Origin of the sequence: Pseudescherichia sp. AS216 (assembly GCF_037152055.1) — a bacterium.
Lineage (GTDB): Bacteria > Pseudomonadota > Gammaproteobacteria > Enterobacterales > Enterobacteriaceae > Pseudescherichia.
This window is the reverse complement of sequence record NZ_JBBCMV010000005.1, coordinates 190,016-215,126: the sequence shown is the minus strand read 5'-3', so window position 1 is coordinate 215,126 and position 25,111 is coordinate 190,016. Positions and strand designations below refer to the sequence as shown.

Here is a 25,111-nt window from a genome sequence, read left to right as displayed (position 1 = left end):
TCCCCCCATGATGCCGCTCTCTACGCCGCTTCAGCAGCACTGGCAGACGCTTATCGAACGTCTGCCGGATACACTCTCCGCCTCAACGCTCAGTGCAGAGGCGAAGTCAGTGCTCACTTTTAGTGACTTTGTGCAGGCCAGCATTGCCGCGCACCCCGAGTGGCTGACGGCGCTGGAGAGCGAGCCGCCGCAGGCGGAGGAGTGGCAGAGCTATCCTGCCTGGATCAAGGCGGCGCTGGCGGAGGTCAGTGACGAAGCGTCGCTGATGCGCGAGCTGCGCCTGTTCCGCCGCCGCATTATGGTACGCATCGCCTGGGCCCAGGCCCTGCGGCTGGTAACCGAAGAGAGCACGCTTCAGCAGCTTAGCGCCCTGGCGGAGACGCTGATCGTCAGCGCCCGCGACTGGCTCTACGATGCCTGCTGTCGGGAGTGGGGCACGCCGTGTAGCGCCGACGGCACGCCGCAGCCGCTGCTGATCCTTGGCATGGGCAAGCTGGGCGGGAACGAGCTGAACTTCTCTTCGGATATCGATCTCATCTTCTCCTGGCCGGAGAACGGGGCAACCCGCGGCGGGCGTCGCGAGCTGGACAACGCCCAGTTCTTCACTCGCCTCGGACAGCGGCTGATTAAGGTGCTCGACCAGCCCACCCAGGACGGCTTTGTCTACCGGGTGGATATGCGCCTGCGCCCCTTTGGCGACAGCGGCCCGCTGGTGCTGAGCTTTGCTGCGCTGGAGGATTATTACCAGGAGCAGGGGCGCGACTGGGAGCGCTACGCGATGGTTAAGGCGCGGATCATGGGCGACAACGACGGCGTCTACGCTACCGAGCTGCGGGCCATGCTGCGTCCCTTTATTTTCCGTCGCTATATCGATTTCAGCGTCATCCAGTCGCTGCGCAACATGAAGAGCATGATTGCCCGCGAAGTGCGGCGACGCGGGTTGAAAGACAACATCAAGCTGGGGGCGGGCGGCATCCGCGAGGTAGAGTTTATTGTCCAGGTGTTCCAGCTGATCCGTGGCGGCCGCGAGCCGTCGCTCCAGCAGCGCTCGCTGCTGCCGACGCTGATCGCCATCGATCAGCTTCATCTTCTGCCTGCCGGAGATGCCGACACGCTGCGGGAAGCCTACCTCTGGCTGCGTCGGCTGGAGAATCTCCTGCAAAGCATCAACGACGAGCAGACCCAGACCCTGCCGGGGGATGAGCTTAACCGTGCCCGGCTGGCCTGGGGAATGGGCGTCGCCGACTGGCAGGCGCTTAGCGACACCCTGGATCAGCACATGGCTGCCGTGCGGCGTATCTTTAACGAGCTGATTGGCGATGACGATACCGACACCCAGGACGAGCAGCTGTCGGAGCAGTGGCGCGAGCTGTGGCAGGACACGCTGGAAGACGATGACGCTACACCGGTGCTGGCGCATCTTACGGATGGCGATCGTATCCGGGTGGTAGCGTTGATCGCCGATTTTCGTCGGGAGCTGACGCGCAGGACCATTGGCCCGCGCGGTCGCCAGGTGCTCGATCATTTGATGCCGCACCTGCTCAGCCAGGTCTGCCCCCGTGCCGATGCGCCGGTGCCGCTGGCGCGGCTGATGCCGCTCCTGAGCGGAATTGTCACCCGCACCACCTATATTGAGCTGCTGAGCGAGTTTCCCGGCGCGCTCAAGCACCTGATCTCCCTCTGTGCCGCCTCGCCAATGGTCGCCAGCCAGCTGGCGCGCTATCCGCTGCTGCTGGATGAGCTGCTGGATCCCAGTACGCTCTACCAGCCGACGGCGATGGACGCCTACCGGGACGAGCTGCGCCAGTATCTGCTCCGCGTGCCGGAGGAGGACGAAGAGCAGCAGCTGGAGGCCCTGCGCCAGTTCAAGCAGGCGCAGCTGCTGCGCGTGGCGGCGGCGGATATTGCCGGTACCCTGCCGGTGATGAAAGTGAGCGATCACTTAACGTGGCTGGCGGAGGCGATGATCGACGCGGTAGTCCAGCAGGCCTGGACCCAGATGGTGGCGCGCTTTGGTCAGCCAAAGCACCTGCGCGATCGGGAGGGGCGCGGCTTTGCGGTGGTGGGCTACGGCAAGCTCGGCGGCTGGGAGCTGGGTTACAGCTCCGATCTCGATCTGGTCTTTCTGCACGACTGTCCGGCAGACGTGATGACCGACGGCGAGCGGGAGATCGATGGCCGCCAGTTCTACCTGCGCCTCGCCCAGCGCATTATGCACCTCTTCAGCACTCGCACCTCGTCGGGCATTCTCTACGAGGTGGACGCCCGCCTGCGGCCCTCTGGCGCGGCAGGGATGCTGGTCACCACCGCCGATGCGTTTGCGGACTATCAGCAGAATGAGGCGTGGACGTGGGAGCACCAGGCGCTGGTTCGCGCCCGGGTGGTATACGGCGATCCGCAGCTGAAATCCCGCTTCGATGAGATCCGCCGCACCATTCTGATGACCCCCCGCGACGGGGAGAAACTGCAAACCGAGGTGCGGGAGATGCGCGAGAAGATGCGCGCCCATCTTGGCAACAAGCACCGGGAGCGTTTCGACCTCAAGGCCGACGCGGGCGGCATTACCGACATTGAGTTTATCGCCCAGTATCTGGTGCTGGGCCACGCGCACCAGAAGCCAAAGCTGACGCGCTGGTCTGATAACGTGCGTATTCTCGAACTGCTGGCACAGAACGACATTATGGATGAGCAGGAGGCGCAGGCGCTGACCCACGCCTATACCACGCTACGCGATGCGCTGCACCATCTGGCGCTGCAGGAGCAGCCTGGCCACGTGCCGGAAACGGAGTTTGCCGAAGAGCGTGGACAGGTCAGCGCCAGCTGGCAGAAGTGGCTGCTAAAACCGTGCGCGCAAAGTTAAGTATGATATTATCGCGCGCAAATTTTGCATTTCGAGGGGACAGGAATGAAAGTAACGCTGCCAGAGTTTGAACGTGCAGGGGTGATGGTCGTCGGTGACGTGATGTTAGATCGCTACTGGTATGGCCCGACCAGCCGTATCTCACCGGAAGCGCCTGTACCGGTGGTCAAGGTCGATGCGGTTGAAGAGCGGCCTGGCGGCGCGGCGAACGTGGCGATGAACATTGCCTCTCTCGGTGCCCATTCGCGTCTGGTTGGCCTGACCGGCATCGATGACGCCGCGCGCGCGCTGAGCAAAACGCTGGCCGACGTCAACGTTAAGTGCGATTTCGTCTCTGTTCCGACCCATCCTACTATCACCAAGCTGCGTGTGCTGTCACGCAACCAGCAGCTGATCCGCCTCGACTTCGAGGAGGGCTTTGAGGGCGTGGACCCCGAGCCGCTGCACGATCGCATTAGCCAGGCGCTGGGCAGTATCGGCGCGCTGATCCTCTCCGACTACGGCAAGGGCGCGCTGGCCAGCGTTCAGCAGATGATCGCCCTGGCGCGTAAAGCCAACGTGCCGGTGCTTATCGATCCAAAAGGCAACGATTTCGAGCGCTATCGTGGCGCAACCCTGCTGACGCCGAACCTCTCCGAGTTCGAGGCGGTGGCCGGGAAGTGTAAAAACGAAGCGGAGATCGTTGAGCGTGGCATGAAGCTGATCGCCGATTTCGATCTCTCCGCGCTGCTGGTGACCCGCTCCGAACAGGGCATGACCCTGCTGCAGCCGGGCAAAGCGCCGCTGCATATGCCGACCCAGGCGCAGGAGGTCTATGACGTGACCGGCGCGGGCGACACGGTCATTGGCGTGCTGGCAGCAACGCTGGCGGCGGGCAACTCGCTGGAAGAGGCCTGCTACTTTGCAAACGCCGCGGCGGGTGTCGTGGTCGGCAAGCTGGGTACCTCTACCGTTTCGCCTATTGAGCTGGAGAACGCCGTACGCGGTCGTTCAGAAACCGGCTTCGGCGTAATGAACGAAGAGGAGCTGAAGCAGGCGGTGGCGGCTGCGCGCAAGCGTGGCGAGAAGGTGGTGATGACTAACGGCGTGTTCGATATTCTGCACGCAGGCCACGTCTCTTACCTGGCTAACGCCCGCAAGCTCGGCGATCGCCTGATCGTGGCGGTGAACAGCGATGCCTCGACCAGCCGCCTGAAAGGGCCGACCCGCCCGGTTAACCCGCTTGAGCAGCGTATGATCGTGCTCGGCGCGCTGGAGGCCGTGGACTGGGTTGTGTCGTTCGAAGAGGATACGCCGCAGCGCCTGATCGCCGGGATCCTGCCGGATCTGCTGGTGAAAGGCGGTGACTACAAGCCGGAAGATATTGCGGGCAGCAAAGAGGTGTGGGCTAGCGGCGGTGACGTGCAGGTGCTGAACTTCGAAGATGGCTGCTCAACCACCAACATCATCAAGAAGATCCAGAAAAACTGATCCGGTAGGCCCGGTAAGCGTTAGCGCCACCGGGCAATACCGACTACAGGGTCAGTCAATATTCTCCACCGGCGGAATAGCCGGTGCGGGTTTCACTTCGCTCGGCAGATCCTGCGCCTGAGTGGGTTCAGCCGACGCGGTGGCCGGGCGGTTCTCCAGATCGCTGATCCGCTGCTCCAGCGCAGTCAGTTTCTCACGGGTGCGCAGCAGAACCTGCGTCTGGACATCAAACTCTTCACGGCTCACCAGGTCGAGTCGCGCCAGCTGGGATTGCAGCGTCTGGCGGATCTTTTTCTCTACATCCTCGCCGAAATCACGAATGCCTTTTGGCATAGATTCATGAACCTGGCGGGCGATCTGTTCAATTTTTTTCGGGTCAATCATAGTAGTTTCCCTGAACTGGTAAGTATTAACATTAGTGTAGCGTGATTTAGTGTAACGTGGATTATGCCCTATGAAAGCACAATTGTGTCGGTGAATGGATTGCCGGAGATAATCAATAGCGTTATAGTTAATCCGCTTATTCTCAGGGCGGGGCGAAATTCCCCACCGGCGGTAAATCAGCCTGTGCTGAAAGCCCGCGAGCGCTTCACGCACGGCATCACGTCATGCATGAAGGTCAGCAGATCCGGTGTAATTCCGGGGCCGACGGTTAAAGTCCGGATGGGAGAGAGTAACGATCCAGCCGGGTTTGTGCCCGCTCACGTTATTTTTTTGCCGCTTGCGGTACTCCTAAGACTGCCCTGATTCTGGTAACCATAATTTTAATGAGGTTTTTATTACCATGAATCAGACGCTGCTTTCCTCTTTTGGCACGCCATTCGAACGTGTGGAACACGCTTTAGACGCACTGCGCAACGGGCGCGGAGTCATGGTGCTCGACGACGAGGATCGTGAAAACGAAGGCGATATGATCTTCGCCGCAGAAACCATGACCGTTGAGCAGATGGCGCTGACTATTCGCCACGGCAGCGGCATTGTCTGCCTCTGCCTGACCGAAGAAGGTCGTAAACAGCTCGATCTGCCGATGATGGTGGAGAACAACACCAGCGCCTACGGCACCGGTTTTACCGTGACCATCGAAGCCGCTACCGGCGTGACCACCGGCGTATCCGCCGCTGACCGCGTGACCACCGTGCGTGCCGCCATTGCCGACGGTGCTAAGCCGTCCGATCTCAACCGTCCTGGCCACGTCTTCCCGCTGCGCGCGCAGCCGGGTGGGGTGCTGACCCGCGGCGGCCACACCGAGGCAACCATTGACCTCGTGACGCTGGCGGGCTTCAAGCCTGCGGGCGTGCTCTGTGAGCTGACCAACGATGACGGCTCTATGGCGCGCGCGCCGGAGTGCATCGAATTTGCGAAAGCCCATGATATGGCCGTTGTGACCATTGAAGATCTGGTGGCCTACCGCCGCGAGCAGGAACGCAAAGCCAGCTAAGCGCTAGCGTAATATAAAGCAAAGCCGGGCATGCCCGGCTTTGTTGTTTCTAATGTTTCGTCTGATTAGCCCGCAAAGCCGATGCTTTGCAACAGTACCAGGCTCAGCCCCATCACCGACATACCGCATAGTACGCCGTAGCTCGGGTTGTTGTTGGGATCGATCTCTTTCGCCAGCGGCATCAGCTCATCTACCGACAGCGCCACCATGATCCCGGCCACCGCCGCCATGATCGCCGCCATCACCACCGGCGAAACCAGGCTGCCGAGGATCAACCATGCCAGTACGCCGCCGAGAATTTCCGCCAGGCCTGAGATCCCCGCCCACATTACCGCTTTACGCTTTGAGCCCGTGGCGGCATAGACCGGCGCTGCCACCGCCAGCCCTTCGGGAATGTTGTGCAGCGCTACCGCCAGGGCGATCCCCAGCCCCAGCTCAAGGTTGCTGCTGGCCGTCACGTAGGTGGCCACGCCTTCAGGAAAGTTGTGCAGGCTAATGCCAAGGGTGAGCAGGATCGCCGTACGCTTGATATTGCTCGGCATCGTTTTGCTGCTGGCGCGCATAAGATCCTGCGCATGGGCATGCGGCAGCAGACGATCGAGGCCGTAGTAGCCCAGCAGGCCGACGATAAACATGCCGTAGCCAAGCACCGGCGACATCCCTTCCGTACCGAGCGCGGCGGGGAGCATCTCCATTAGCGAGATCAGCAGCATAATCCCGGCGGCAAATCCCAGCGAAAAGGCCAGCACGCGGTTAGAAGGCTTCTGGCCAAGCACGCCGAGGATCGCGCCAATAAAGGTGGCCGCACCGGCTAATAAGGTCAGAATCAACGGGACCGACATTCAGAACTCCTTGTGATAATGATTCTCATTAATATTATTTAACACTGCTCCGTAAGGCGAGAGGGTAAGTCACTCTTTACGCATTTCTTACATTCAAATTATCTGATGATCTTCATCACGCTTATCTGAGTTCATCCTCTACGAGAAAAGCGTACTCTGCTTCTAACAAAATGACACTTTTTCTGAGGATATCATCATGTCTGCGTCTCGTATGCCAGCGCTGTTTCTGGGCCACGGCAGCCCGATGAACGTGCTGGAAGATAATAGCTATACTCGTGCCTGGGGCAAGCTGGGGCAGACGCTGCCGCGTCCAAAGGCGATTGTGGTGATCTCCGCCCACTGGTTCACCCGTGGCACCGGCGTGACGGCAATGGAAACTCCAAAGACGATTCATGACTTTGGCGGCTTCCCGCAGGCACTCTTTGACACGCACTATCCCGCACCTGGCTCTCCTGAGCTGGCACAGCGGCTGGTGGATCTGCTGGCACCGATCCCGGTTGCGCTGGACAAAGAGGCGTGGGGGTTTGACCACGGCTCCTGGGGCGTGCTGATCAAGATGTACCCGGACGCCGACATCCCTATGGTGCAGTTGAGCGTGGACAGTACCAAACCCGCCGCCTGGCACTATGAGATGGGCCGCAGGCTGGCGACGCTCCGCGATGAAGGCATTATGCTGGTGGCGAGCGGCAACGTGGTGCATAACCTGCGTACCGCGCGCTGGCACGGCGAGAGCACGCCCTATGCGTGGGCGGAGTCGTTTAATGATTACGTGAAGGCTAACCTCACCTGGCAGGGGCCGGTTGAGCAGCATCCGCTGGTGAACTATCTGCAGCACGAGGGTGGCTCGCTGTCGAACCCGACGCCGGAGCATTTCCTGCCGCTGCTCTACGTGCTCGGCGCATGGGACGGTGCAGAACCGATGACAATCCCGGTAGAGGGGATGGAGATGGGCAGCATCAGCATGCTGTCGGTGCAGGTGGGCTAATAAACTAAACGCCCGGTGGCACTACGCTTACCGGGCCTACGAGGTACAGCTACTCGATAAAAATGTGCGGATAGAAGCGGGAGAGATCCTGGGTGATCAACGCCCGATCCTCACGAATACCAATCCCGGCAGGTTGATCGTTGATCAGCCAGCTGCCGATCAGCACGTAGCTGTCGCCAAATTTAGGTAGCGGATAGAACTGCTGGACGATCATGCCCTCTTCACCGTAGGGGCCCTCTACCTGCTCGATAGTCTGGCCATTTTCCACGATAGAGACGTTAGCGCCTTCCCGCGAGAAGATCGGTTTAACAACGTACTTCTCCAGCGGCGGATGGTCGTCTTCGGCAAAGTAAGCGGGCAGCAGGTTTGGATGATCCGGGAACATCTCCCACAGCATCGGCAGCAGCGCTTTGTTAGAGATAATGCTCTTCCAGGCCGGCTCCAGCCAGCGCACGCCAGCATCTTCCAGCTTGGTAGAGAAGATCTCACGCAGCATGTACTCCCACGGGTAGAGCTTGAACAGGTTGCTGATCACCTGATCCTGAAGATCGGTGAACTGGCCTTTTTCACCCAGCCCAATATCTTCGATGTAGAGGAACTCGCTGGCGACGCCCGCTTCGGCGGCGCAGTCCTGCAGATACTGCACCGTACCGCGATCTTCAACGGTATCGCGGCAGCAGGCCAGATGCAGCAGGTTAAAGCCGTACTGCTCGCGCAGCTCGCCGAAGCGCTCGATGAGCTTCTCCTGCAGGCTGTTGAACTGATCGCTCTGTGGCGGCAGCTTACCCGCGTTCTGCTGGTCTTCCAGCCAGATCCACTGGAAGAACGCGGCTTCATACAGCGAGGTCGGGGTGTCGGCGTTGTTCTCCAGCAGCTTGGGTTCACCTACGCCGTCCCACGCCAGATCGAGGCGGGAATAGAGCGACGGCTGCTGCGTCTGCCACGCCTGGCGCACAAAGCTCCAGGTGTGTTTCGGAATGCGGAATTTGGTCATCAGCTCATCGCTGGCAACGACCTTCTCCACTACCTTCAGGCACATCTGATGCAGCTCGGCGGTAACCTCTTCAAGCTTCTCGATCTGCGCAAGGCTGAATTTGTAGTAGGCCTCTTCACACCAGTACGGCTCACCGTACATGGTGTGAAAATTAAAACCGTACTCGGTCGCTTTTTCGCGCCAGTCCGGGCGCTCGTCAATAGTGACTCGTTCCATGAGGCTTAGCCCCCCATTGAGCGTGAAGAGGAGGTGCCTGCGGCGCTACGCTGCATGGTGGACTGCTTAGCAACCGACTCACCAAAGCCGCCGCGCGTGACCGTAGAGGTCGTGGCCGGTTTCGGGGCCAGCGCAGTTTTAGGGACGGTCGCAGTACGGCCAGGCTGGGCGGCGCCGTAGCCTTTACCAGAGGCGTCGGTGTACTGACCGTAGGCCGGGCTCGCCGGGTTACGCGAGCTAAACAGCGGCTGCTGGGCAAAGCCCGCACCGCCGCCCATCAGGCGTCCCATCATGTAGCCCGCCATCAGCGGCATCCAGAAGCTGCCGCTGCTCTGCTGGGCCTGAGCCTGGTTTTCCGGTGCCATACCCGCCTGAGCAGGTGCCTGCTGGCACTGGCCTTCACCAAACTCGGCGACGCAGTCTTCACGCGTCTTATATTTCGGCGCGGTGCGCTCGGCCTCTTTCAGGGCGTTGTTGTATGCGGTAGTACATTCGGCGCTTTTGCCTGGATTGGCCGTAGAGCAGTCGTCGGCGTTTTGATACATCGATACCGTCTCATCGCTCTGTTCGCAGCCCGCCAGCATAAACGCGGCGGTAAGGGCGAAGGCGACGGGAGTCAGATGGCGAGCGCCCCAGCTTTTGCGGAACGTCGCATGATTAATCGTTTTTGTCCGTTTCATATGTCTCTTTTAATACCCAGAGTTAAAGCGAGGTAGCTACTGCTCAGGATAGAGGATGAGTGGTCGAAATTGAAGCGCAATGAGGCGGAATGCGGGTCTGGAGCAGGGATCTTTACGTTGTCTTACGTTGAAACGGGGGCTGGTGCCCCCATCTCGTTTTTACAGCAATTTCAAAGGTGCGTGCTTAGCGTGGCAGCGCCGCGTTGAGCAGACCGTTACCGTTACCATTGCCGTTGCTATCCGGGGCGCTGTTCTGCACGCGGGCGTCCTGGTCAGGCGTTGACGGGGCGACGGCTTCCGGCGTGGTGGAGACCGGTTTACCCAGGGCACCGTTCAGAGCCATCAGGTCCTGCTCGTTCAGCGTACCGAGAGCAGATTTGATGTTCAGCTGGTTAATCAGGTAGTTGTAACGCGCGCTGGAGAGCTGCTGCTTGGCGTTGTAGAGCGTGGTGGTCGCATCCAGCACGTCAACGATGGTACGGGTACCCACCGAGTAGCCTGCTTCGGTTGCATCCAGCGAGCTCTGGGCAGAGACCACGGACTGCTTGTAAGCATTGATGCTGCTGATGGAGGCGTTCACGTTGTTATAGGATGAACGTACGGTCTGCACCACGCTGCGGTGAGCGGTTTCCAGCTGCTCGCTTGCACCCACGAAGTTGTACTGCGCCTGTTTCACCTGCGAGTTCACCAGGCCACCCTGATAGAGCGGCAGGGAGAAGTTCAGGCCGATCTTGTTCTGGCCGATGTTGCTGTCGTCATAGGCTGCGCCCTGGGCACCGCTGGTGCGGGAGCCGCTGTAGGAGGTGTCAGAGACGCTGCTTGACGCGGTAAGATCCAGGGTCGGCAAGTGACCATCCTGCGCCAGGCGAATCTGCTCGCGGGCCAGATCCTGGGAGAGACGCGCCTGCAACAGAGAGAGGTTACGGCTTTCGGCCTCTTTCAGCAGGGAATTAACCGGCTGCGGCTTGTCGGTCTGGAAGCGGTCGACGTTCAGCGACGCCAGCTCCGGATAGTAGTTGCCGGTCACCTGGCGCAGCTGCTCAACGGCGTTGTCCAGGTTGTTACGGGCGGTCACTTCGTCTGCCAGCACGGTATCATACTGAGAGCGGGCGTTCTGCACGTCGGTAATGGCAACCAGGCCCACGTTAAAGCGCTGGGTAGTTTGATCCAGCTGGCGATAGATAGCCTGTTTCTGCGCTTCGGTATAAGAGAGCGCATCGATGGCGCTTAATACGTTAAAATAGGCAGTGGCGGTGTTGAGGATCAGCGTCTGCTGATCGGTCTGGAACGTCACATCCTGAATGCCTGCTGATTTCTCTTGCAGGGTCAGGGCGCGCCATTTTGTCATATCAAACAGGGTCTGGGTCAGCTGTAAAGAGGCGCTGGTGGAGTTGCTATTGAGACCATTCTGGTCGCGGAAGCCGTTGCTGTAGCTGTAGTCTGCGCCCAAACCGAGCTGGGGCAGTAATGGGCTGCGCGCTTCGTTGATTTTCTCAAATGCGGCATCGCGATCCGCGGCAGATCTGCGCAGTTCAGGGTTGCTGAGACGCGCTTGCTGATAAACCTGAAGCAGGTTCTCTGCCTGACTCATCGTACTGAAAGCGGCCAGGCTCAGGCCGATAAGCATGGGGAGCAATTTCTTCATTTGCATTCCTTGTTACGAAGCTTTGTTAGCGCTAATGAAATTTAAAAAATAAGGCCGATTCTAGCAGAAAGTGTCGCTGCAAAAGGTTGGCGTTAAGTGCCATCCGGCGTTAATTTGCACCAATCTACCATATAGCATGGGAAACGGCAGTCTTACAGACTGGAAATCCATAATTTCGTCATTATTTGCCAGCAGGATGAAACCATGAAGAAACCCGAGCCATCAGCAGTAACTTTCACTAAAAATGATGTAGAAATTATTGCACGCGAAACACTCTATAACGGTTTTTTTTCTCTGAAGCGGTGGCGCTTTCGGCATCGGCTTTTTAACGGTGAGATGAGCGGGGAGGTGACGCGTGAAATTTTTGAGCGCGGCCATGCCGCCGTCTTGCTACCCTATGACCTTGCGCGCGACGAGGTGGTACTGATCGAGCAGATCCGTATTCCGGCTTACGACACCAGTGAAACCCCCTGGCTGCTGGAGCTGGTTGCTGGCATGATCGAAGAGGGCGAGAGCGTAGAAGACGTTGCCCGCCGCGAAGCCGTAGAAGAGGCCGGGCTGCAGGTTGGCCGGGTAAAAGAGTTTATGAGCTATCTGGCCAGCCCTGGCGGCACCAGCGAGCGCTTATCGTTAATGGTTGGCGAAGTGGATGCCACGCAGGCCAAAGGTATACATGGCCTGGTGGACGAAAACGAAGATATTCGTGTTCATGTGGTGAGCCGGGAACAGGCTTACCAGTGGGTTGAAGAGGGGAAAATAGACAACGCCGCGTCGGTCATCGCCCTGCAATGGCTGCAGCTGCACTACGAAAAGTTGAGAACTGAGTGGAAAAAATGAAGCGTTATACACCTGACTTTCCTGAAATGATGCGCCTGTGCGAAACCAACTTCGCCCAGCTACGCCGCCTGCTGCCACGCAATGACGCACCCGGCGAAACAGTGAGCTATCAGGTGGCCAATGCGCAATACCGAGTAACGATTACAGAATCAACCCGCTACACTACGCTGGTGGAGATCGTGCAGACAGCACCGGCGATCAGCTACTGGAGCATGCCGTCGTTAACGGTACGCCTCTATCACGATGCTATGGTCGCTGAAGTGTGTTCAAGCCAGCAGATCTTTCGCTTTAAAGCGCGGTATGATTACCCAAATAAAAAGTTGCACCAACGCGACGAAAAGCATCAAATTAATCAGTTTCTGGCCGACTGGCTTAGGTACTGTTTAGCACATGGAGCAATGGCGATTCCGGTTTGTTAGCATCGTGAAACCTACCTAAGGACACCATTTGGAAAGCCTGTTAAACCTGAATCTGGCGGGTGAGGCCAGCATCAGGATCTTACAAATAACCGATACTCACCTGTTTGCCGAAAAGCATGAAACGTTGTTAGGGGTCAATACCTGGGAGAGCTATCAGGCGGTATTGGAAGCCATCCGGGCCGAGCAGCGTCACTGCGATTTAATCGTCGCTACCGGCGACCTGGCACAGGATCACTCTGCTGCGGCCTATCAGCACTTTGCTGAGGGGATCGCCAGCTTCGACGTGCCCTGCGTGTGGCTACCCGGCAATCATGACTTTCAGCCCGCCATGTACAGCGCGCTGCAGGAGGCTGGCATCTCGGGTGCCAAGCGGGTCTTCGCTGGCGAGAGCTGGCAGATACTGCTGCTCGACAGCCAGGTGTTTGGCGTTCCACACGGTGAACTGAGTGAGTTTCAGCTAGAGTGGCTGGAGAAAAAGCTGGCAGAGGTGCCGGAGCGCTATACCCTGCTGCTGCTGCATCACCACCCGCTACCGGCGGGGTGCAGCTGGTTGGATCAGCACAGCCTGCGTAACTCGCAGGAGCTGGACAACGTGCTGGTGCGCTATCCCCGGGTAAGGCACCTGCTGTGCGGCCATATTCATCAGGAGCAGGATCTCGACTGGAACGGCCGCCGTCTGCTGGCGACGCCGTCGACCTGCGTCCAGTTTAAGCCGCACTGCGCCAACTTTACCCTGGATACCATCGCGCCGGGCTGGCGCTGGCTGGAGCTTAACGCCGACGGCACGCTGCATACCGAAGTCAGCCGTCTGCAGAGCAGCCGCTTCAGTCCGGACACGGCATCGGAAGGCTACTGATGGCGACGCTTCTCTATCTACACGGGTTTAACAGCTCACCGCGTTCGGCAAAGGCGGTGGCGCTACAGCAGTGGCTGGCGGTGCACCATCCACAGATTGAGATGGTGGTGCCGCAGCTGCCGCCCTATCCGGCGGATGCCGCCGAGCTGCTGGAGTCGCTGGTGCTGGGGCACGGCGGCGAGCCGCTGGGGCTGGTGGGCTCCTCGCTCGGCGGCTACTATGCCACCTGGCTCTCCCAGTGCTTTATGCTGCCAGCGGTGGTGGTGAATCCGGCGGTGCGTCCGTTTGAACTGCTGGCCGATTATCTGGGCCGCAACGAGAACCCCTACACCGGACAGCAATATGTGCTAGAGTCACGCCATATTTACGATCTCAAAACCATGCAGATCGATCCGCTGGAGGCAGCAGATTTAATCTGGCTGCTGCAGCAAACGGGTGATGAAGTGCTGGATTACCGTCAGGCCGTTGCGTACTACGCCTCGTGCCGTCAAACGGTTGAAGAAGGCGGAAACCATGCCTTTGTGGGCTTTGACGATCACTTTTCACAGATTATCGATTTCCTCGGGCTGCACTGAGCCTCGCAGGGGTCGATGCTGTCACTATCTACGAATACACCATGACGCAATCCTATAACGCTGATGCCATTGAGGTATTAACCGGGCTTGAGCCGGTCCGCCGCCGCCCGGGGATGTATACCGACACTACTCGTCCTAACCATCTTGGTCAGGAAGTTATCGATAACAGCGTGGATGAAGCGCTGGCCGGACACGCCAAACGCGTGGAGGTGATCCTGCACGCCGATCAGTCGCTGGAAGTCATCGACGACGGGCGCGGTATGCCGGTGGATATCCACCCGGAAGAGGGCGTTCCCGCCGTTGAGCTGATCCTCTGCCGCCTGCACGCGGGCGGTAAGTTCTCCAACAAAAACTATCAGTTCTCCGGCGGCCTGCACGGCGTGGGGATCTCGGTGGTTAACGCCCTGTCAAAGCGCGTTGAGGTTAACGTCAAGCGCGACGGCAAGATCTATAACATTGCTTTTGCCAACGGCGACAAGGTGAAAGATCTCTCCGTGGTAGGCAGCACGCCGAAGCGCGCCACCGGAACCAGCGTTCACTTCTGGCCTGACGAAAGCTTTTTCGACAGCCCGCGCTTCTCGGTATCGCGCCTGACCCATGTGCTGAAGGCCAAAGCGGTGCTCTGCCCCGGCGTAGAGATTGTCTTTAAGGATAAGGTCAACGACAGCGAGCAGCGCTGGTGCTACGCCGACGGCCTCAACGACTACCTTGCCGAAGCGGTTAACGGCCTGCCGACGCTGCCGGAGAAGCCCTTTATTGGGGCCTTTGCCGGTGATACCGAGGCGGTGGACTGGGCGCTGCTGTGGCTACCGGAGGGCGGGGAGCTGCTCACCGAGAGCTACGTTAACCTCATCCCGACCATGCAGGGTGGGACGCACGTCAACGGCCTGCGTCAGGGGCTGCTGGACGCGATGCGTGAGTTCTGCGAATACCGCAATATCCTGCCGCGCGGCGTCAAGCTGTCGGCAGAGGATATCTGGGACCGCTGCGCCTACGTGCTGTCGGTGAAGATGCAGGATCCGCAGTTTGCCGGGCAGACCAAAGAGCGCCTGTCGTCGCGCCAGTGCGCCGCGTTCGTTTCCGGCGTAGTAAAAGACGCCTTCAGCCTGTGGCTGAACCAGAACGTGCAGGCGGCGGAGATGCTGGCCGAGATGGCTATCTCCAGCGCCCAGCGTCGTCTGCGGGCGGCGAAGAAGGTAGTGCGTAAAAAGCTCACCAGCGGCCCGGCGCTGCCCGGCAAGCTGGCGGACTGTACCGCGCAGGATCTCAATCGCACCGAGCTGTTCCTGGTAGAGGGTGACTCGGCGGGCGGCTCGGCCAAGCAGGCGCGCGACCGTGAGTTCCAGGCGATCATGCCGCTGAAGGGTAAGATCCTCAACACCTGGGAGGTCTCCTCTGATGAAGTGCTGGCCTCGCAGGAGGTGCACGACATCTCGGTGGCCATCGGCATCGATCCAGACAGTGAAGATCTGACGCAGCTGCGCTACGGCAAGATCTGCATCCTCGCCGATGCGGACTCCGATGGTCTGCACATCGCGACGCTGCTCTGCGCCCTGTTTGTGAAGCACTTCCGTACCCTGGTGAAGCATGGTCACGTCTACGTGGCGCTGCCGCCGCTCTACCGTATCGATCTGGGCAAAGAGGTTTACTATGCCCTGACCGAAGAGGAGAAAGCGGGCGTGCTGGAGCAGCTGAAGCGTAAGAAGGGCAAGCCTAACGTTCAGCGCTTTAAAGGGCTGGGGGAGATGAACCCGATGCAGCTGCGTGAGACGACGCTCGATCCCAACACCCGCCGCCTGGTGCAGCTCACCATCAGCGACGAGGACGATCAGCGCACCAACGCCATCATGGATATGCTGCTGGCCAAGAAGCGTTCGGAAGACCGGCGCAACTGGCTACAGGAAAAAGGCGATATGGCCGATATCGAAGCCTGATAAACCAGCCCCGCACTGCGGGGCTTTTTTTTACCCCCTCCGCTACCCCTTTAGGCGACTCATATTCCACTTAGAACAGGTATATGATCTGCAACATTCTTTTCTCGCAAAATGTCTTAACAAGAGGATGAATCATGCAGCGCATTGTCATACCTACCCACTATGTTCACGTTCGCTCGACGCCCCTGTGGACGAAAGAGACCGCCCCGGCCTCTATCTGGCAACGTCATCTGGACGCGGGCACCCGCCAGGGCGTTAATCCACGCCTCTGCGTCATGCAGGGCACTATCCGCTATTACGGGTATGCCGATGAGACCAGCCCGGAGCCGGTAGAGACCCTGACCATTGAAGCAGGGCAGTTTGGCGTATTTCCTGCAGAGAAGTGGCACCGCATCGAAGCTTTGTCGGACGATACGGTATTTAACGTCGATTTTTGGGTCGATCCCAAGGTGTTAATTGAAGGTTGAGGTAAATATCATGACCACAGAAAACAGAGGCTACGCCTTAACAGTGACAAACTGCGGCAGCGACGCAACCGCGGAGAAAACCTATCTGAAGCCGATGTCGCTCTACGTACCGGCTCTCGCCCATACGGCGGTAGCGGAGCTTATCAACATGCTGGCAGATAAAAGTGAAAGCGAGAACGGTTTTACGTTGACGGTAACGAACAACAATAACGGCGTATCCGCCGATAAAGACTTTTCCCGCCTTGCTGAATTAGAGGATGCCACCACGGCGGCGGACACGGTGAAGGATCTGATTAATATCGTGCGCGGCTATGAATCCGACGAAGAGACCAACGTCTGCGGCTGGTAGATGCTCTAGGCCGCCGCGTGATTTTTCCGGTACTGGAGTGGCGTCTCGCCGATGCCTCGCTTAAAGGAGCTAATAAACCAGGTCACGTCGGAAAAGCCCACCCGCGCGGCGATATCACGCACGCTCTCGTCGCTGTGCAGCAGGCACTCGCAGGCCTTACGCAGCCGCAGCGTATTCAGATAGTCGTGGATCTTCTCGCCCGTTTCAGCATGAAACTTTCGCGACACGTAGCTGCGCGATTTACCCAGCTCCTGCGCGAGGGCGTCGAGGCTAAATTTATGCTGATAGTGCTCATCGAGCCAGATCATCGCCTGACTGGCAATGCTGCGGCTGTCGCCGGGCGCGCCGTCGCGATCGGCAGGCAGCATGGCAAACAGGCTGATGAGCAGGCTGGCGACGCTTTCGCTGTTCATCGGCTGCGGGTAGCAGCTAAACAGATAGTCGATATGGCTATGGCAGGCCGCGACGTCTGCCACCCACGCCGGACCGCCGCGCCGGGAGAGCGTCTGTAATCGCTGCTGGGCCTGGGGGAAATCACGCAGCGCCTTCAGCACCGCGTGGTGATCGAGATGGATAATGGTGCGCCGATAGATCGCCTCGGCCTGCTCATCCACCATCACCTTGTGCAGGGTAAAGGGGGGAAAGAAGAAGAGCCGCCCTGGCCGCATGGTGTAGTGGCGATTATCGACGATCGCTACCCCAAAGCCCTCCTCAACGTAGAGGATCTCCAGGCACTGGTGCCAGTGGTGATAGCGCACGGTATTGGCAAACAGGCGACTGAACGACACCACGGCGTCGTTTAAGGTAATCAGCTCCAGATAATCAGATTTTGGCTCATCGCGCATAGTGCAATAAAACTCAACTTTTACCCCTCTGCACGCCTTTATAAACCACCTTTTTAAATTTTCTCAACTGCGAGTTTATTCATCTTTCTCGGCTGTGACGTGGCTAACATTTCTACGCGCCAACGATTCACTATCCTTGAGCCACTTTGTTAAGAGGCTGATGCGGAAATGGAAACATCAAATGTATTGTCGTCCCGACAGCATATGGTTGAGCTGGTAACGGACATGCTGAGCGCGCTGGATAAACAGTTTCCCGAGGGGCAGTCACGCTTCGCATTAGGCAGCACCTGCGCCCACTACAGCGTTGAAATCGCCAACATGGAAGGGTTGTCGCGCGCGCTGTGGGGCCTGTTTCCACTGCTGGCGGGCGGAGAGGAGACGCCGCTCAGCGGTAAATACATCGCCGCCATCAAGCAGGGGACCGACCCGCACAGCCCAGGCTACTGGGGCAAGACCGGGCCTTACGACCAGCGGCTAGTGGAGATGGCGGCCTATGGCTTAGGCCTGGCGCTGATGCGGGATCGCCTGCTGGCCTGCTTTACCCCGCGCGAGCAGGCGAACCTCCACGCCTGGCTCAACCAAATTACCGACGCTGAAATGCCCGACAGCAACTGGAACTACTTTGCCATCATGGTGCAGCTTGGCTTTAAACGCGCCGGTCTACCCTGGGATCGTGATGCGGTAGAGCGGCGCTTTACGATGATGGAGGCTTACTATCTTGGCGACGGCTGGTACTCCGACGGTCCGGGACGGCCCAGGGATTACTACATCTCAATGGCGTTTCACTTTTACGGGCTAATTTACGCCACGCTCAATGCCGAGGACGATCCGCATCGTGCTGCTATCCTGCGGGAGAGAGCGCAGCGGTTCGCCCAGGACTTTATCTACATGTCGGCGGCAGAGGGAGAGTCGGTGCCCTTTGGCCGCAGCCTGACCTACCGCTTTGCGATGGTGGCCTTCTGGAGCGCGGTGGCCTTTGCCGAACTGGACGTATTTACGCCGGGAATAGTGAAAGGGATCGTTCTTCGCCACCTGCGCTGGTGGCTGGCGCAGCCTGTCTTTGACCGGGACGGCATTCTGACCCTCGGCTTTGCCTACCCGAACCTCACGATGTGCGAAGACTACAACTCTCCCGGCTCGCCCTACTGGGCATTAAAGGTGTTCCTGATCCTCGCTCTCCCCGAAGCGCATCCGTTCTGGCAGGTGGAGGAGCAGCCTTTACCGACGCTGGCGGCGCGGCGGGCGCTTCCCCATGCCGGGCAGATCCTGATGCACAGTGAAGCCTCGCGACACGTCTGCATGCTCGCCTCTGGCCAGCTTGAACTGAACAACTACGTCAATACCGAGGCGAAATACACCAAGTTTGCCTACTCCAGCCGCTTCGGTTTCACCATCGAGCGCGGTCGCTACGGGATCAAGCACGCCGCCTGCGACAGCATGCTGCTGCTGGCGGAGGGGGATGAGTACTACCGGGGCCGCCGCGGCTGCGACGAGATCCACGTTCACGATGATTACATCTTCTCGCGCTGGTCGCCGTGGCATGACGTGCAGGTTGCTACCTGGCTGATCCCCTGCGGCGACGGCCATCTGCGCCTGCACCGCATCGATACCGCGCGTCATCTGAACAGCGTCGAGGGTGGTTTCGCGGTGATGAAAGCCCTACACCAGAGCCAGCCTTCCGGCTGCGTGGTGCACGCCGTGAACGGCAGCAGCGCTATCTACGATCTCTCGTTCGGCCTTGCGCGTCACGGCGACTGCGTGATCACGCCGCCCAACAGCAGCGTGATGTTTGCCGAGTGTGCGGCGATCCCGGTATTAACCACCACCCTGACGCCGGGGCGTCACTGGCTCTGCTGCGCGGCTATCGCGGGCGATCCAGCATACAGCGATATGACCTCTCTCCCCGAGGTGCTTCTGGATAACGAAACGCTGACGGTGCGCCACGTTGGCCACCCAACGGCGTTAGTCATTACGTTATAAAAAACTCTGACCCCTACATGCTTTCGTCGAGGATAGTATGGATAAAATAATTAAAACCAACCGGACTGAATATTACAAAATCAGCTCCTTTATCTTTCTCTACTTCTTTACCTGGTCGGCCAGCATTGGGCTGCTGGCCATCTGGCTCGGGCAAAAAGCGAACTTGAGCGGGACGGTGATCGGCACGGTGTTTGCCGTCAACGGCATCTTCTCGGTGATCCTGAAACCGATCTACGGCTACATTCTGGATAAGATCGGCATGAGCAAATATCTGCTCTACTTCGTGGTTGCCGTGTCAGCCCTGATGGCACCGTTCTTTATCTACGTCTACCAGCCGCTGCTGCTCTCCAATACGCTGCTGGGGATCGTCGTCGGCGCAATCTATTTAAGCTTTGCCTGGTACGCGGGCGTGGCGGCCTGCGAATCCTATACCGATCGCTACAGCCGCCTGAACGGCATGGAGTTTGGCCAGATCCGCATGTGGGGATCGCTGGGCTGGGCGGTGGCTTCCTCCTTCTCTGGTCTGCTGTTTAACCTCTCTCCGGCCTATAACTTCATCATGGGCAGCGTGGCCTCCCTCGTGATGCTGGTGGTGCTGTTTAGCCTGAAGGTGGATACGCGAACCGAGCGTGCGGGCGAGGTGCTGGCGAAGGAGAAGATCGTTCCCGCCGACGTCTATGCCTTGCTGAAAAACCGCAAGTTCTGGGCCTTCTGCCTCTATGTGGCGGGCGTAGCGTGGATGATGTTTATCGCCGAGCAGCAGTTCTCCCGCTACTTCGTTACCTTCTTTGACGATGTGCATCAGGGCAACGCCGTGTTTGGCTACCTGGGCACCGTGCAGTCGGGGATGGAGTTTGTGATGTACATGATCATCCCAATGTTTGTGAACTACGTCGGGGCCAAGCGCGGGCTGCTGATCGTTGGGCTGGTGGTGGGCGCGCGGCTGATCATCTCCGGGCTGTGTGATTCCCACCTCTTAATCTCCGTGCTCAAGCCGCTCTACGGTCTGGAGATCTGCCTCCTGCTGGTGTCGGTCTTTAAATACATCGCTGAGCATTTCGATAAGCGTGTGAACGCCACCATGTACCTGCTGGGTTACCAGGCGATGCTCTACGTCGGCAACGTGGTGGTCTCCTCCCCGGCAGGGATCCTCTACGACAAAATCGGCTTTGAGCAGACCTATATCATCATGGGCGCGATAGCCCTGACCTTTACCCTTATCTCTGCCTTTACCCTGTCGGCCTGTCAGAGCAAGCGGCGCGGTGCGCCTGCGGTCAACGTCGCCGGGTAGATCATTTATTCACAAGAAGAAGGACCGGAATATGTTAAATCGTATCGTTGAGGAGCGTCTGGGAGAGGTTCCCGTGCCGGTGGATGAGCACGCCTTTCAGGATGAGCTGATTACCGCCCGCCGTCAGACTCTTGAACTGATAAGCCGTCATTTAACGGAGTTCGGTGAAAAGTTTCCAGCCGAAACCTGCGTCAAAGGCTACTACCCGCTCACCGATAACGTGGAGTGGACCACCAGCTTCTGGACCGGCCAGCTGTGGCTGGCGTGGGAGCTGAGCGGCGAGGCGTCCTATCGCGCGCTGGCGGAGAAGCACGTGCGCTCCTTTGGGCTACGCATTGCCGGACGGCAGGATACCAACACCCACGATCTCGGTTTTCTCTATACGCTCTCCTGCGTGGCGGCCTGGCGCTTGACCGGCAACCGCGACGCGCGCGGCTTTGCGCTTCAGGCAGCCGAGGCGCTGCTGGAGCGGTTCCATCAAAAGGCGCAGATCATCCAGGCGTGGGGCGATCTTAGCGATCCACAGCAGGCGGGAAGGATGATCATCGACTGCAACATGAACCTGCCGCTGCTCTACTGGGCCAGCGAGCAGACCGGCGATCCGCGCTTTGCCGAGGCGGCGCAGGCCCACGTTCAGCAGGCGGCGGCATATTTGATCCGCGACGATGCGTCGACCTTTCACACCTATTACATGGACGTGCAGACCGGTGCACCGCGCTACGGCAATACCCAGCAGGGCTATGCCGATGATTCGTGCTGGTCGCGGGGGCAGGCGTGGGGGATCTACGGCTTCCTGCTGAGCTACCTCTACACCGGTGATAGAACGATGGTTGCGCTGTCAAAAAGGCTGGCGAACTACTTCCTTAACCGCTTGCCGGAAGATGGCGTCTGCCACTGGGATCTGGCCTTAGTGGGCAGCGATGCGCTGCGGGACTCCTCGTCCGCCGCCATTGCCGTCTGCGGCCTGCTGGAGCTGGTGAAGCAGCTGCCGGTGAGCGATCCCGATCGCGCCCGCTATCAGCAGTGGGCGATGCACATCATGTCGTCGCTAAATAAGCACTATCTGATGGGGGTTAACGAACCTGGCAACGGGCTGCTGAAGCACTCGGTGTACCATCTCGCCAGTAACAAGGGCGTGGATGAGTGTGCTAGCTGGGGAGATTACTTCTACGTCGAGGCGCTGATGCGGTTTAGCCAGAGCTGGAAGCTCTACTGGTAACGGGTACGGGGGGTAAACGCCCGGTGGCGCTGTGCTTACCGGGCCTACGTCGTATAACATGCGGGGGCCTGGCCCCCGCCTGATTAAACCCCTTGCTCCAGAATTCGGATATGGGTTTCTAACACGTCGCTTTTAACCGCCTCGCCCCACGCTTTCATGTGCGGGGTTTGCAGGTGCGCTTCAAGATGAGCAACGGTCTCCCACTGCTCCACCATCACGATAGAGTCCGGATTGGTGGCCTGAAAGCTCACGTTAGCGGCGGTATCTACCATTGGCGCATAGCCGTGGCAGCCCGCTTCCTCTAATACGGTGGGGATAATTTTCGCAAACTCGTCCAGCACGGCCTGGCGATGATGCTGGCCCGGACGGGTGCGAATCTCTGCAATCACTGTCAACATGGTCAACTCCTTCTTTGTACCGCCAAACAGTTAAGCAAAAATTTCCGCAAGATGCTTGCGATATTCTGCGGTATAGCGAGGCACGTCCGGCATTTTAATCACATCGTTAGCGATAAAAGTCGGCAGCGCGTCCATTCCAAGGAACTGATTTGCCTTGTGGAACGGCAGGTAAACGCCGTCAACGCCGACGCCATGGAAGAACTGCTCTTTATCGGTGAAGGCCTGTAGCGGTGCGTTCCAGGTCAGCGACAGCATGTAGGTTTTGCCCTGAATCAGGCCGCCAGAGCCATATTTTTTCGCATCGTCGGAGCGGGTACGACCATCGCTGGCGTACAGGGAGCCATGACCTTCGGTAAAGACGTCATCAATGTACTTTTTCACCGTCCACGGTGCACCCATCCACCAGCCCGGCATCTGCCAGATCACGGTGTCGGCCCACAGGAAGTTCTGCACTTCCTCTTTCACGTCGTAGTCGCCATCGGTGCGAACCACTTTCACGTCGTGACCGCTGTCGCGCAGGAAGCTGGCGGCCACGTCGGTCATGGTGTCATTCAGCTGGCCGTTAGAGTGGCCGAATTTTTTAGCGCCGTTGATAATTAAGATGTTGCTCATTATTTTTCCCGTTAGAAAACGAATTTGCCGACTATTCTAACGGTCACGACCCTATTGAAAAATAAGCAAAATGTGCAAAGACTTTTGCACTCACAGCAATAATCCAGCTACCAGCTAACCTGGATCATAGCGCCACCGTCTGCCGCATTGTCTACCTTCACCGTCATGTTGTGCAGCGTGGCAATACGTTTCACAATCGACAGCCCCAGGCCGCTGCCCGTCTCCTCCTGTCCCGGCGGACGGTAAAAGCGCTCGCCGAGACGCGGTAGCGCCTGAGGTGGAATACCCGGTCCGTTATCGCGTACGGTAAAACAGCACTGCTCCAGGGTGACGTCAATCCGGCTGCCACGCGGGCTGTAACGCACCGCGTTGTCCAGCAGGTTACGCACCAGCAGGCCGAGCAGCAGCGGTTGGCCGGGGCGCGTCACCTCTGGCGCATGGATACCAAGGTGGATGGCAATGCCAGCCCGGTGCGCCGAGGCATCAATATCCATTACCGCCGATTGCAGGAGATCCGCCAGCGGGATCTGCTCGACATCGTCCAGATTATCGAGCGAGTCGAGGCGCGAAAGGGTAAGAAGCTGATCCACCAGCCGTGTCGCGCGATCAATGCCGGAGTGCAGCTGGCTCAGCGCACGCTGCTGACCCTCGGCATCGTCCCATGAGAGCTGTGCCACTTCAGCCTGAACCTTCAGCGCGGCAAGGGGGGTGCGGAGCTCATGAGCTGCGTCTGAGGTAAAGCGCCGCTCGCGGGCCATCATCTGCTGGGTACGGGCAAACAGGCTATTTAACGCGTCCAGCAGAGGCCGCACCTCCGGTGGGATCGCCTCAGTGGGAAGCATGTCGGTGGTATCTGGTGCACGCTGATGCAGCGTCCGCGCCAGTTTTTTCAGCGGATGCAGCTCGCGGCTGAGCAACACCACCAGGCACAGCAGCATCAGCGGCAGCGCCACAAGCCACGGGGTAAGCTGGGAGGTCACGATCTCCATGGCCATCTCTTCGCGATACTCCCACTCCTGGCCCACCGCAATGCGGTATCTCCCGTCAGGGGCAGTGAGCCAGAGAAGACGCCAGGCATCGTTATCGTCTTTGAGCTGCCCGTTACTGAAGCCGTCCCGACGATAGTGATAGGGTATATCCCGACCGTTTTCGCCATCGTGCAGAAGCAGTTTGCCGTCGCGGGAGTAGATAGCAAAAGCCAGCGCGTCATCATCGAGATGACCATGTCTGACCTTGTCCGGCGTGGAGACCTGGCGCAGCGGAGCAGGGACCTCGTTGAGATCCATCGCCAGCAGGCGTTTGGCAAAAAGCATCTGCTGGGTATCGAAGAGCTTATCCAGCTTGTGGGTGGTCTGCTGCCACGCGGCCACGCTTGCAACCAGCCAGGCGGCTAACGCCAGCAGGCAAAAAAGCAGGGTGAGCCGAACCCGCAGGCTTAAACGTTGCGTCAGTTTCATTCGCCGTCCAGGGTGTAACCAATGCCGTGCACGGTGCGGATAAACTCCGCGCCCAGCTTGCGGCGCAGATGATGGATATGTACCTCAACGGCGTTGCTCGACACCTCGTCATCCCAGCTGTAGAGCTTCTCCTCTATCGCTTTGCGCGGCAGCACGCGCCCGGCATTGCGCATCAGCAGCTCCAGCAGGGCAAACTCCTTTGGCTTGAGGATCAGCGTTTCGCCAGCGACGAGGGCCACCAGACGAGTGGGATCGAGCGTGACGTTACCGTGGCGTAGCTCGCTGTGGATCTGGCCATGGCTGCGGCGGATTAGCGCTTCAAGTCGCGCCGCCACTTCAATCAAAGCGAAGGGTTTACACAGATAGTCGTCCGCCCCGAGGCGTAATCCCTCAATGCGCTGGTTGAGGGCGTCGCGTGCGGTCAGGATCAGCACCGGCTCGCTGCGACCAGCCTGACGCCAGTCGCGCAGGATCGCCAGCCCGTCGACCTCGGGCAGGGTCAGATCGAGGATCACCGCATCGTAAGGCGCGCGATAGAGCGCCTCTCTCCCTATGCCGCCTGTGGTAAACCAGTCAACGGTAAAGCCCATTTTACCCAGTCCGGCTTTGATGCCATCGCCTATCAGCTTGTCATCTTCCACCAGTAAAATTCGCATCTGCCTCTCCTTGCCGTAGCCTGCTTTTAGGCAGTAAACCTCCTGTAACCCACGGCTGTACAGTAAAAAAATTTAAATTTTCCGCT

Annotated in this window: 24 protein-coding genes and 1 riboswitch; of the genes, 14 read left to right on the top strand and 10 right to left on the bottom strand. The window is 58.9% G+C overall.

Going from position 1 to position 25,111, the window contains the following annotated elements:
• The first annotated feature begins 7 nt into the window (after nt 1–7).
• Both glnE and hldE read left to right on the top strand, forming a co-directional pair.
• Nucleotides 8–2,860, top strand: coding sequence for a bifunctional [glutamate--ammonia ligase]-adenylyl-L-tyrosine phosphorylase/[glutamate--ammonia-ligase] adenylyltransferase (glnE, locus tag WFN61_RS15955; protein WP_337038928.1), 2,853 nt, complete (start codon nt 8–10; stop codon nt 2,858–2,860).
• A 45-nt stretch (nt 2,861–2,905) separates the two neighbouring features.
• Complete coding sequence (gene hldE / locus WFN61_RS15950; protein ID WP_312632689.1) at nt 2,906–4,330, top strand: bifunctional D-glycero-beta-D-manno-heptose-7-phosphate kinase/D-glycero-beta-D-manno-heptose 1-phosphate adenylyltransferase HldE; 1,425 nt, start codon at nt 2,906–2,908, stop codon at nt 4,328–4,330.
• 51 nt (nt 4,331–4,381) lie between these two features.
• Here the strand turns inward: hldE and ubiK are convergent, their stop codons facing one another.
• The gene (gene ubiK / locus WFN61_RS15945) at nt 4,382–4,714 is read right to left on the bottom strand and encodes a ubiquinone biosynthesis accessory factor UbiK (RefSeq protein ID WP_144817574.1); all 333 of its coding nucleotides are present in this window, start codon (nt 4,712–4,714) and stop codon (nt 4,382–4,384) included.
• Nucleotides 4,715–4,848: 134 nt separating this feature from the next.
• A riboswitch (FMN riboswitch) is annotated at nt 4,849–5,009 on the top strand.
• A 105-nt stretch (nt 5,010–5,114) separates the two neighbouring features.
• On the opposite strand from ubiK, the gene ribB reads away from it, so the two are divergent.
• A complete protein-coding gene (gene ribB / locus WFN61_RS15940; RefSeq protein WP_144817575.1) occupies nt 5,115–5,768 on the top strand; it encodes a 3,4-dihydroxy-2-butanone-4-phosphate synthase in 654 nt (217 codons plus the stop codon).
• Nucleotides 5,769–5,833: 65 nt separating this feature from the next.
• Here ribB and zupT read toward each other — a convergent pair whose 3' ends face one another.
• Nucleotides 5,834–6,610, bottom strand: a complete 777-nt coding sequence (zupT, locus tag WFN61_RS15935; protein ID WP_042390307.1) for a zinc transporter ZupT — start codon at nt 6,608–6,610, stop codon at nt 5,834–5,836.
• A 196-nt stretch (nt 6,611–6,806) separates the two neighbouring features.
• Here zupT and ygiD point away from each other — a divergent pair, with 196 nt between their 5' ends.
• Entirely contained in the window at nt 6,807–7,595 is a 789-nt protein-coding gene (ygiD, locus tag WFN61_RS15930) for a 4,5-DOPA dioxygenase extradiol (protein ID WP_337038927.1), read from the top strand.
• A gap of 49 nt (nt 7,596–7,644) precedes the next feature.
• Here ygiD and WFN61_RS15925 read toward each other — a convergent pair whose 3' ends face one another.
• The 3 genes from WFN61_RS15925 to tolC all read right to left on the bottom strand — a co-directional run bounded on the left by WFN61_RS15925 (nt 7,645) and on the right by tolC (nt 11,130).
• Nucleotides 7,645–8,805 carry a glutathionylspermidine synthase family protein gene (locus WFN61_RS15925; RefSeq protein WP_144817577.1) on the bottom strand — a complete coding sequence of 387 codons (1,161 nt, stop codon included), beginning with the start codon at nt 8,803–8,805 and terminating at the stop codon, nt 7,645–7,647.
• Nucleotides 8,806–8,810: 5 nt separating this feature from the next.
• Nucleotides 8,811–9,485, bottom strand: coding sequence for a DUF1190 family protein (locus WFN61_RS15920; protein WP_144817578.1), 675 nt, complete (start codon nt 9,483–9,485; stop codon nt 8,811–8,813).
• Between the two features lie 184 nt (nt 9,486–9,669).
• On the bottom strand, nt 9,670–11,130 hold the full coding sequence (gene tolC / locus WFN61_RS15915) for an outer membrane channel protein TolC (protein ID WP_436880902.1): 1,461 nt from the start codon (nt 11,128–11,130) through the stop codon (nt 9,670–9,672).
• A gap of 204 nt (nt 11,131–11,334) precedes the next feature.
• Here tolC and nudF point away from each other — a divergent pair, with 204 nt between their 5' ends.
• From nudF to WFN61_RS15880, 7 genes are all read left to right on the top strand, one after another.
• The gene (nudF, locus tag WFN61_RS15910; protein ID WP_222889545.1) at nt 11,335–11,967 is read left to right on the top strand and encodes an ADP-ribose diphosphatase; all 633 of its coding nucleotides are present in this window, start codon (nt 11,335–11,337) and stop codon (nt 11,965–11,967) included.
• The gene (locus WFN61_RS15905) at nt 11,964–12,386 is read left to right on the top strand and encodes a DUF1249 family protein (RefSeq protein ID WP_042390317.1); all 423 of its coding nucleotides are present in this window, start codon (nt 11,964–11,966) and stop codon (nt 12,384–12,386) included. The genes nudF and WFN61_RS15905 overlap by 4 nt, the downstream gene beginning before the upstream one ends.
• A gap of 28 nt (nt 12,387–12,414) precedes the next feature.
• Complete coding sequence (cpdA, locus tag WFN61_RS15900) at nt 12,415–13,242, top strand: 3',5'-cyclic-AMP phosphodiesterase (RefSeq protein WP_144817581.1); 828 nt, start codon at nt 12,415–12,417, stop codon at nt 13,240–13,242.
• Nucleotides 13,242–13,817 carry an esterase YqiA gene (yqiA, locus tag WFN61_RS15895; RefSeq protein WP_238082980.1) on the top strand — a complete coding sequence of 192 codons (576 nt, stop codon included), beginning with the start codon at nt 13,242–13,244 and terminating at the stop codon, nt 13,815–13,817. Before cpdA ends, yqiA begins: the two co-directional genes overlap by 1 nt.
• Before the next feature lie 41 nt (nt 13,818–13,858).
• Complete coding sequence (gene parE / locus WFN61_RS15890; RefSeq protein ID WP_144817583.1) at nt 13,859–15,751, top strand: DNA topoisomerase IV subunit B; 1,893 nt, start codon at nt 13,859–13,861, stop codon at nt 15,749–15,751.
• A gap of 134 nt (nt 15,752–15,885) precedes the next feature.
• Complete coding sequence (locus WFN61_RS15885; RefSeq protein ID WP_144817584.1) at nt 15,886–16,218, top strand: DUF1971 domain-containing protein; 333 nt, start codon at nt 15,886–15,888, stop codon at nt 16,216–16,218.
• 10 nt (nt 16,219–16,228) lie between these two features.
• On the top strand, nt 16,229–16,567 hold the full coding sequence (locus WFN61_RS15880) for a DUF1869 domain-containing protein (protein WP_312632693.1): 339 nt from the start codon (nt 16,229–16,231) through the stop codon (nt 16,565–16,567).
• Between the two features lie 5 nt (nt 16,568–16,572).
• On the opposite strand, the gene WFN61_RS15875 is transcribed toward WFN61_RS15880, so the two are convergent.
• Complete coding sequence (locus WFN61_RS15875; protein WP_257758994.1) at nt 16,573–17,412, bottom strand: helix-turn-helix transcriptional regulator; 840 nt, start codon at nt 17,410–17,412, stop codon at nt 16,573–16,575.
• Between the two features lie 168 nt (nt 17,413–17,580).
• Between WFN61_RS15875 and WFN61_RS15870 the strand changes: the two genes are divergently transcribed.
• The 3 genes from WFN61_RS15870 to WFN61_RS15860 are packed head-to-tail and all read left to right on the top strand — an operon-like array spanning nt 17,581 to nt 21,902.
• Complete coding sequence (locus tag WFN61_RS15870) at nt 17,581–19,392, top strand: DUF2264 domain-containing protein (RefSeq protein ID WP_337038926.1); 1,812 nt, start codon at nt 17,581–17,583, stop codon at nt 19,390–19,392.
• 37 nt (nt 19,393–19,429) lie between these two features.
• Nucleotides 19,430–20,683, top strand: a complete 1,254-nt coding sequence (locus tag WFN61_RS15865) for an oligosaccharide MFS transporter (protein ID WP_042390331.1) — start codon at nt 19,430–19,432, stop codon at nt 20,681–20,683.
• Nucleotides 20,684–20,714: 31 nt separating this feature from the next.
• Nucleotides 20,715–21,902, top strand: a complete 1,188-nt coding sequence (locus WFN61_RS15860) for a glycoside hydrolase family 88 protein (protein ID WP_312177675.1) — start codon at nt 20,715–20,717, stop codon at nt 21,900–21,902.
• Nucleotides 21,903–21,985: 83 nt separating this feature from the next.
• Here WFN61_RS15860 and WFN61_RS15855 read toward each other — a convergent pair whose 3' ends face one another.
• From WFN61_RS15855 to qseB, 4 genes are all read right to left on the bottom strand, one after another.
• On the bottom strand, nt 21,986–22,300 hold the full coding sequence (locus tag WFN61_RS15855) for a putative quinol monooxygenase (RefSeq protein WP_042390335.1): 315 nt from the start codon (nt 22,298–22,300) through the stop codon (nt 21,986–21,988).
• 30 nt (nt 22,301–22,330) lie between these two features.
• On the bottom strand, nt 22,331–22,912 hold the full coding sequence (locus tag WFN61_RS15850) for an NAD(P)H-dependent oxidoreductase (protein WP_042390338.1): 582 nt from the start codon (nt 22,910–22,912) through the stop codon (nt 22,331–22,333).
• Between the two features lie 107 nt (nt 22,913–23,019).
• Nucleotides 23,020–24,369: a quorum sensing histidine kinase QseC gene (gene qseC / locus WFN61_RS15845; protein WP_144817589.1), complete on the bottom strand. Its 1,350-nt coding sequence runs from the start codon at nt 24,367–24,369 to the stop codon at nt 23,020–23,022.
• A complete protein-coding gene (qseB, locus tag WFN61_RS15840; RefSeq protein WP_337038925.1) occupies nt 24,366–25,025 on the bottom strand; it encodes a quorum sensing response regulator transcription factor QseB in 660 nt (219 codons plus the stop codon). Before qseB ends, qseC begins: the two co-directional genes overlap by 4 nt.
• Between the last annotated feature and the right edge of the window lie 86 nt (nt 25,026–25,111).

Coding starts and splice junctions, on each gene's coding strand:
- glnE (WP_337038928.1), top strand. CDS start 8: ATGATGCCGCTCTCTACGCCGCTTCAGCAGCACTGGCAGACGCTTATC.
- hldE (WP_312632689.1), top strand. CDS start 2,906: ATGAAAGTAACGCTGCCAGAGTTTGAACGTGCAGGGGTGATGGTCGTC.
- ubiK (WP_144817574.1), bottom strand. CDS start 4,714: ATGATTGACCCGAAAAAAATTGAACAGATCGCCCGCCAGGTTCATGAA.
- ribB (WP_144817575.1), top strand. CDS start 5,115: ATGAATCAGACGCTGCTTTCCTCTTTTGGCACGCCATTCGAACGTGTG.
- zupT (WP_042390307.1), bottom strand. CDS start 6,610: ATGTCGGTCCCGTTGATTCTGACCTTATTAGCCGGTGCGGCCACCTTT.
- ygiD (WP_337038927.1), top strand. CDS start 6,807: ATGTCTGCGTCTCGTATGCCAGCGCTGTTTCTGGGCCACGGCAGCCCG.
- WFN61_RS15925 (WP_144817577.1), bottom strand. CDS start 8,805: ATGGAACGAGTCACTATTGACGAGCGCCCGGACTGGCGCGAAAAAGCG.
- WFN61_RS15920 (WP_144817578.1), bottom strand. CDS start 9,485: ATGAAACGGACAAAAACGATTAATCATGCGACGTTCCGCAAAAGCTGG.
- tolC (WP_436880902.1), bottom strand. CDS start 11,130: ATGAAGAAATTGCTCCCCATGCTTATCGGCCTGAGCCTGGCCGCTTTC.
- nudF (WP_222889545.1), top strand. CDS start 11,335: ATGAAGAAACCCGAGCCATCAGCAGTAACTTTCACTAAAAATGATGTA.
- WFN61_RS15905 (WP_042390317.1), top strand. CDS start 11,964: ATGAAGCGTTATACACCTGACTTTCCTGAAATGATGCGCCTGTGCGAA.
- yqiA (WP_238082980.1), top strand. CDS start 13,242: ATGGCGACGCTTCTCTATCTACACGGGTTTAACAGCTCACCGCGTTCG.
- parE (WP_144817583.1), top strand. CDS start 13,859: ATGACGCAATCCTATAACGCTGATGCCATTGAGGTATTAACCGGGCTT.
- WFN61_RS15885 (WP_144817584.1), top strand. CDS start 15,886: ATGCAGCGCATTGTCATACCTACCCACTATGTTCACGTTCGCTCGACG.
- WFN61_RS15880 (WP_312632693.1), top strand. CDS start 16,229: ATGACCACAGAAAACAGAGGCTACGCCTTAACAGTGACAAACTGCGGC.
- WFN61_RS15875 (WP_257758994.1), bottom strand. CDS start 17,412: ATGCGCGATGAGCCAAAATCTGATTATCTGGAGCTGATTACCTTAAAC.
- WFN61_RS15870 (WP_337038926.1), top strand. CDS start 17,581: ATGGAAACATCAAATGTATTGTCGTCCCGACAGCATATGGTTGAGCTG.
- WFN61_RS15865 (WP_042390331.1), top strand. CDS start 19,430: ATGGATAAAATAATTAAAACCAACCGGACTGAATATTACAAAATCAGC.
- WFN61_RS15860 (WP_312177675.1), top strand. CDS start 20,715: ATGTTAAATCGTATCGTTGAGGAGCGTCTGGGAGAGGTTCCCGTGCCG.
- WFN61_RS15855 (WP_042390335.1), bottom strand. CDS start 22,300: ATGTTGACAGTGATTGCAGAGATTCGCACCCGTCCGGGCCAGCATCAT.
- WFN61_RS15850 (WP_042390338.1), bottom strand. CDS start 22,912: ATGAGCAACATCTTAATTATCAACGGCGCTAAAAAATTCGGCCACTCT.
- qseC (WP_144817589.1), bottom strand. CDS start 24,369: ATGAAACTGACGCAACGTTTAAGCCTGCGGGTTCGGCTCACCCTGCTT.
- qseB (WP_337038925.1), bottom strand. CDS start 25,025: ATGCGAATTTTACTGGTGGAAGATGACAAGCTGATAGGCGATGGCATC.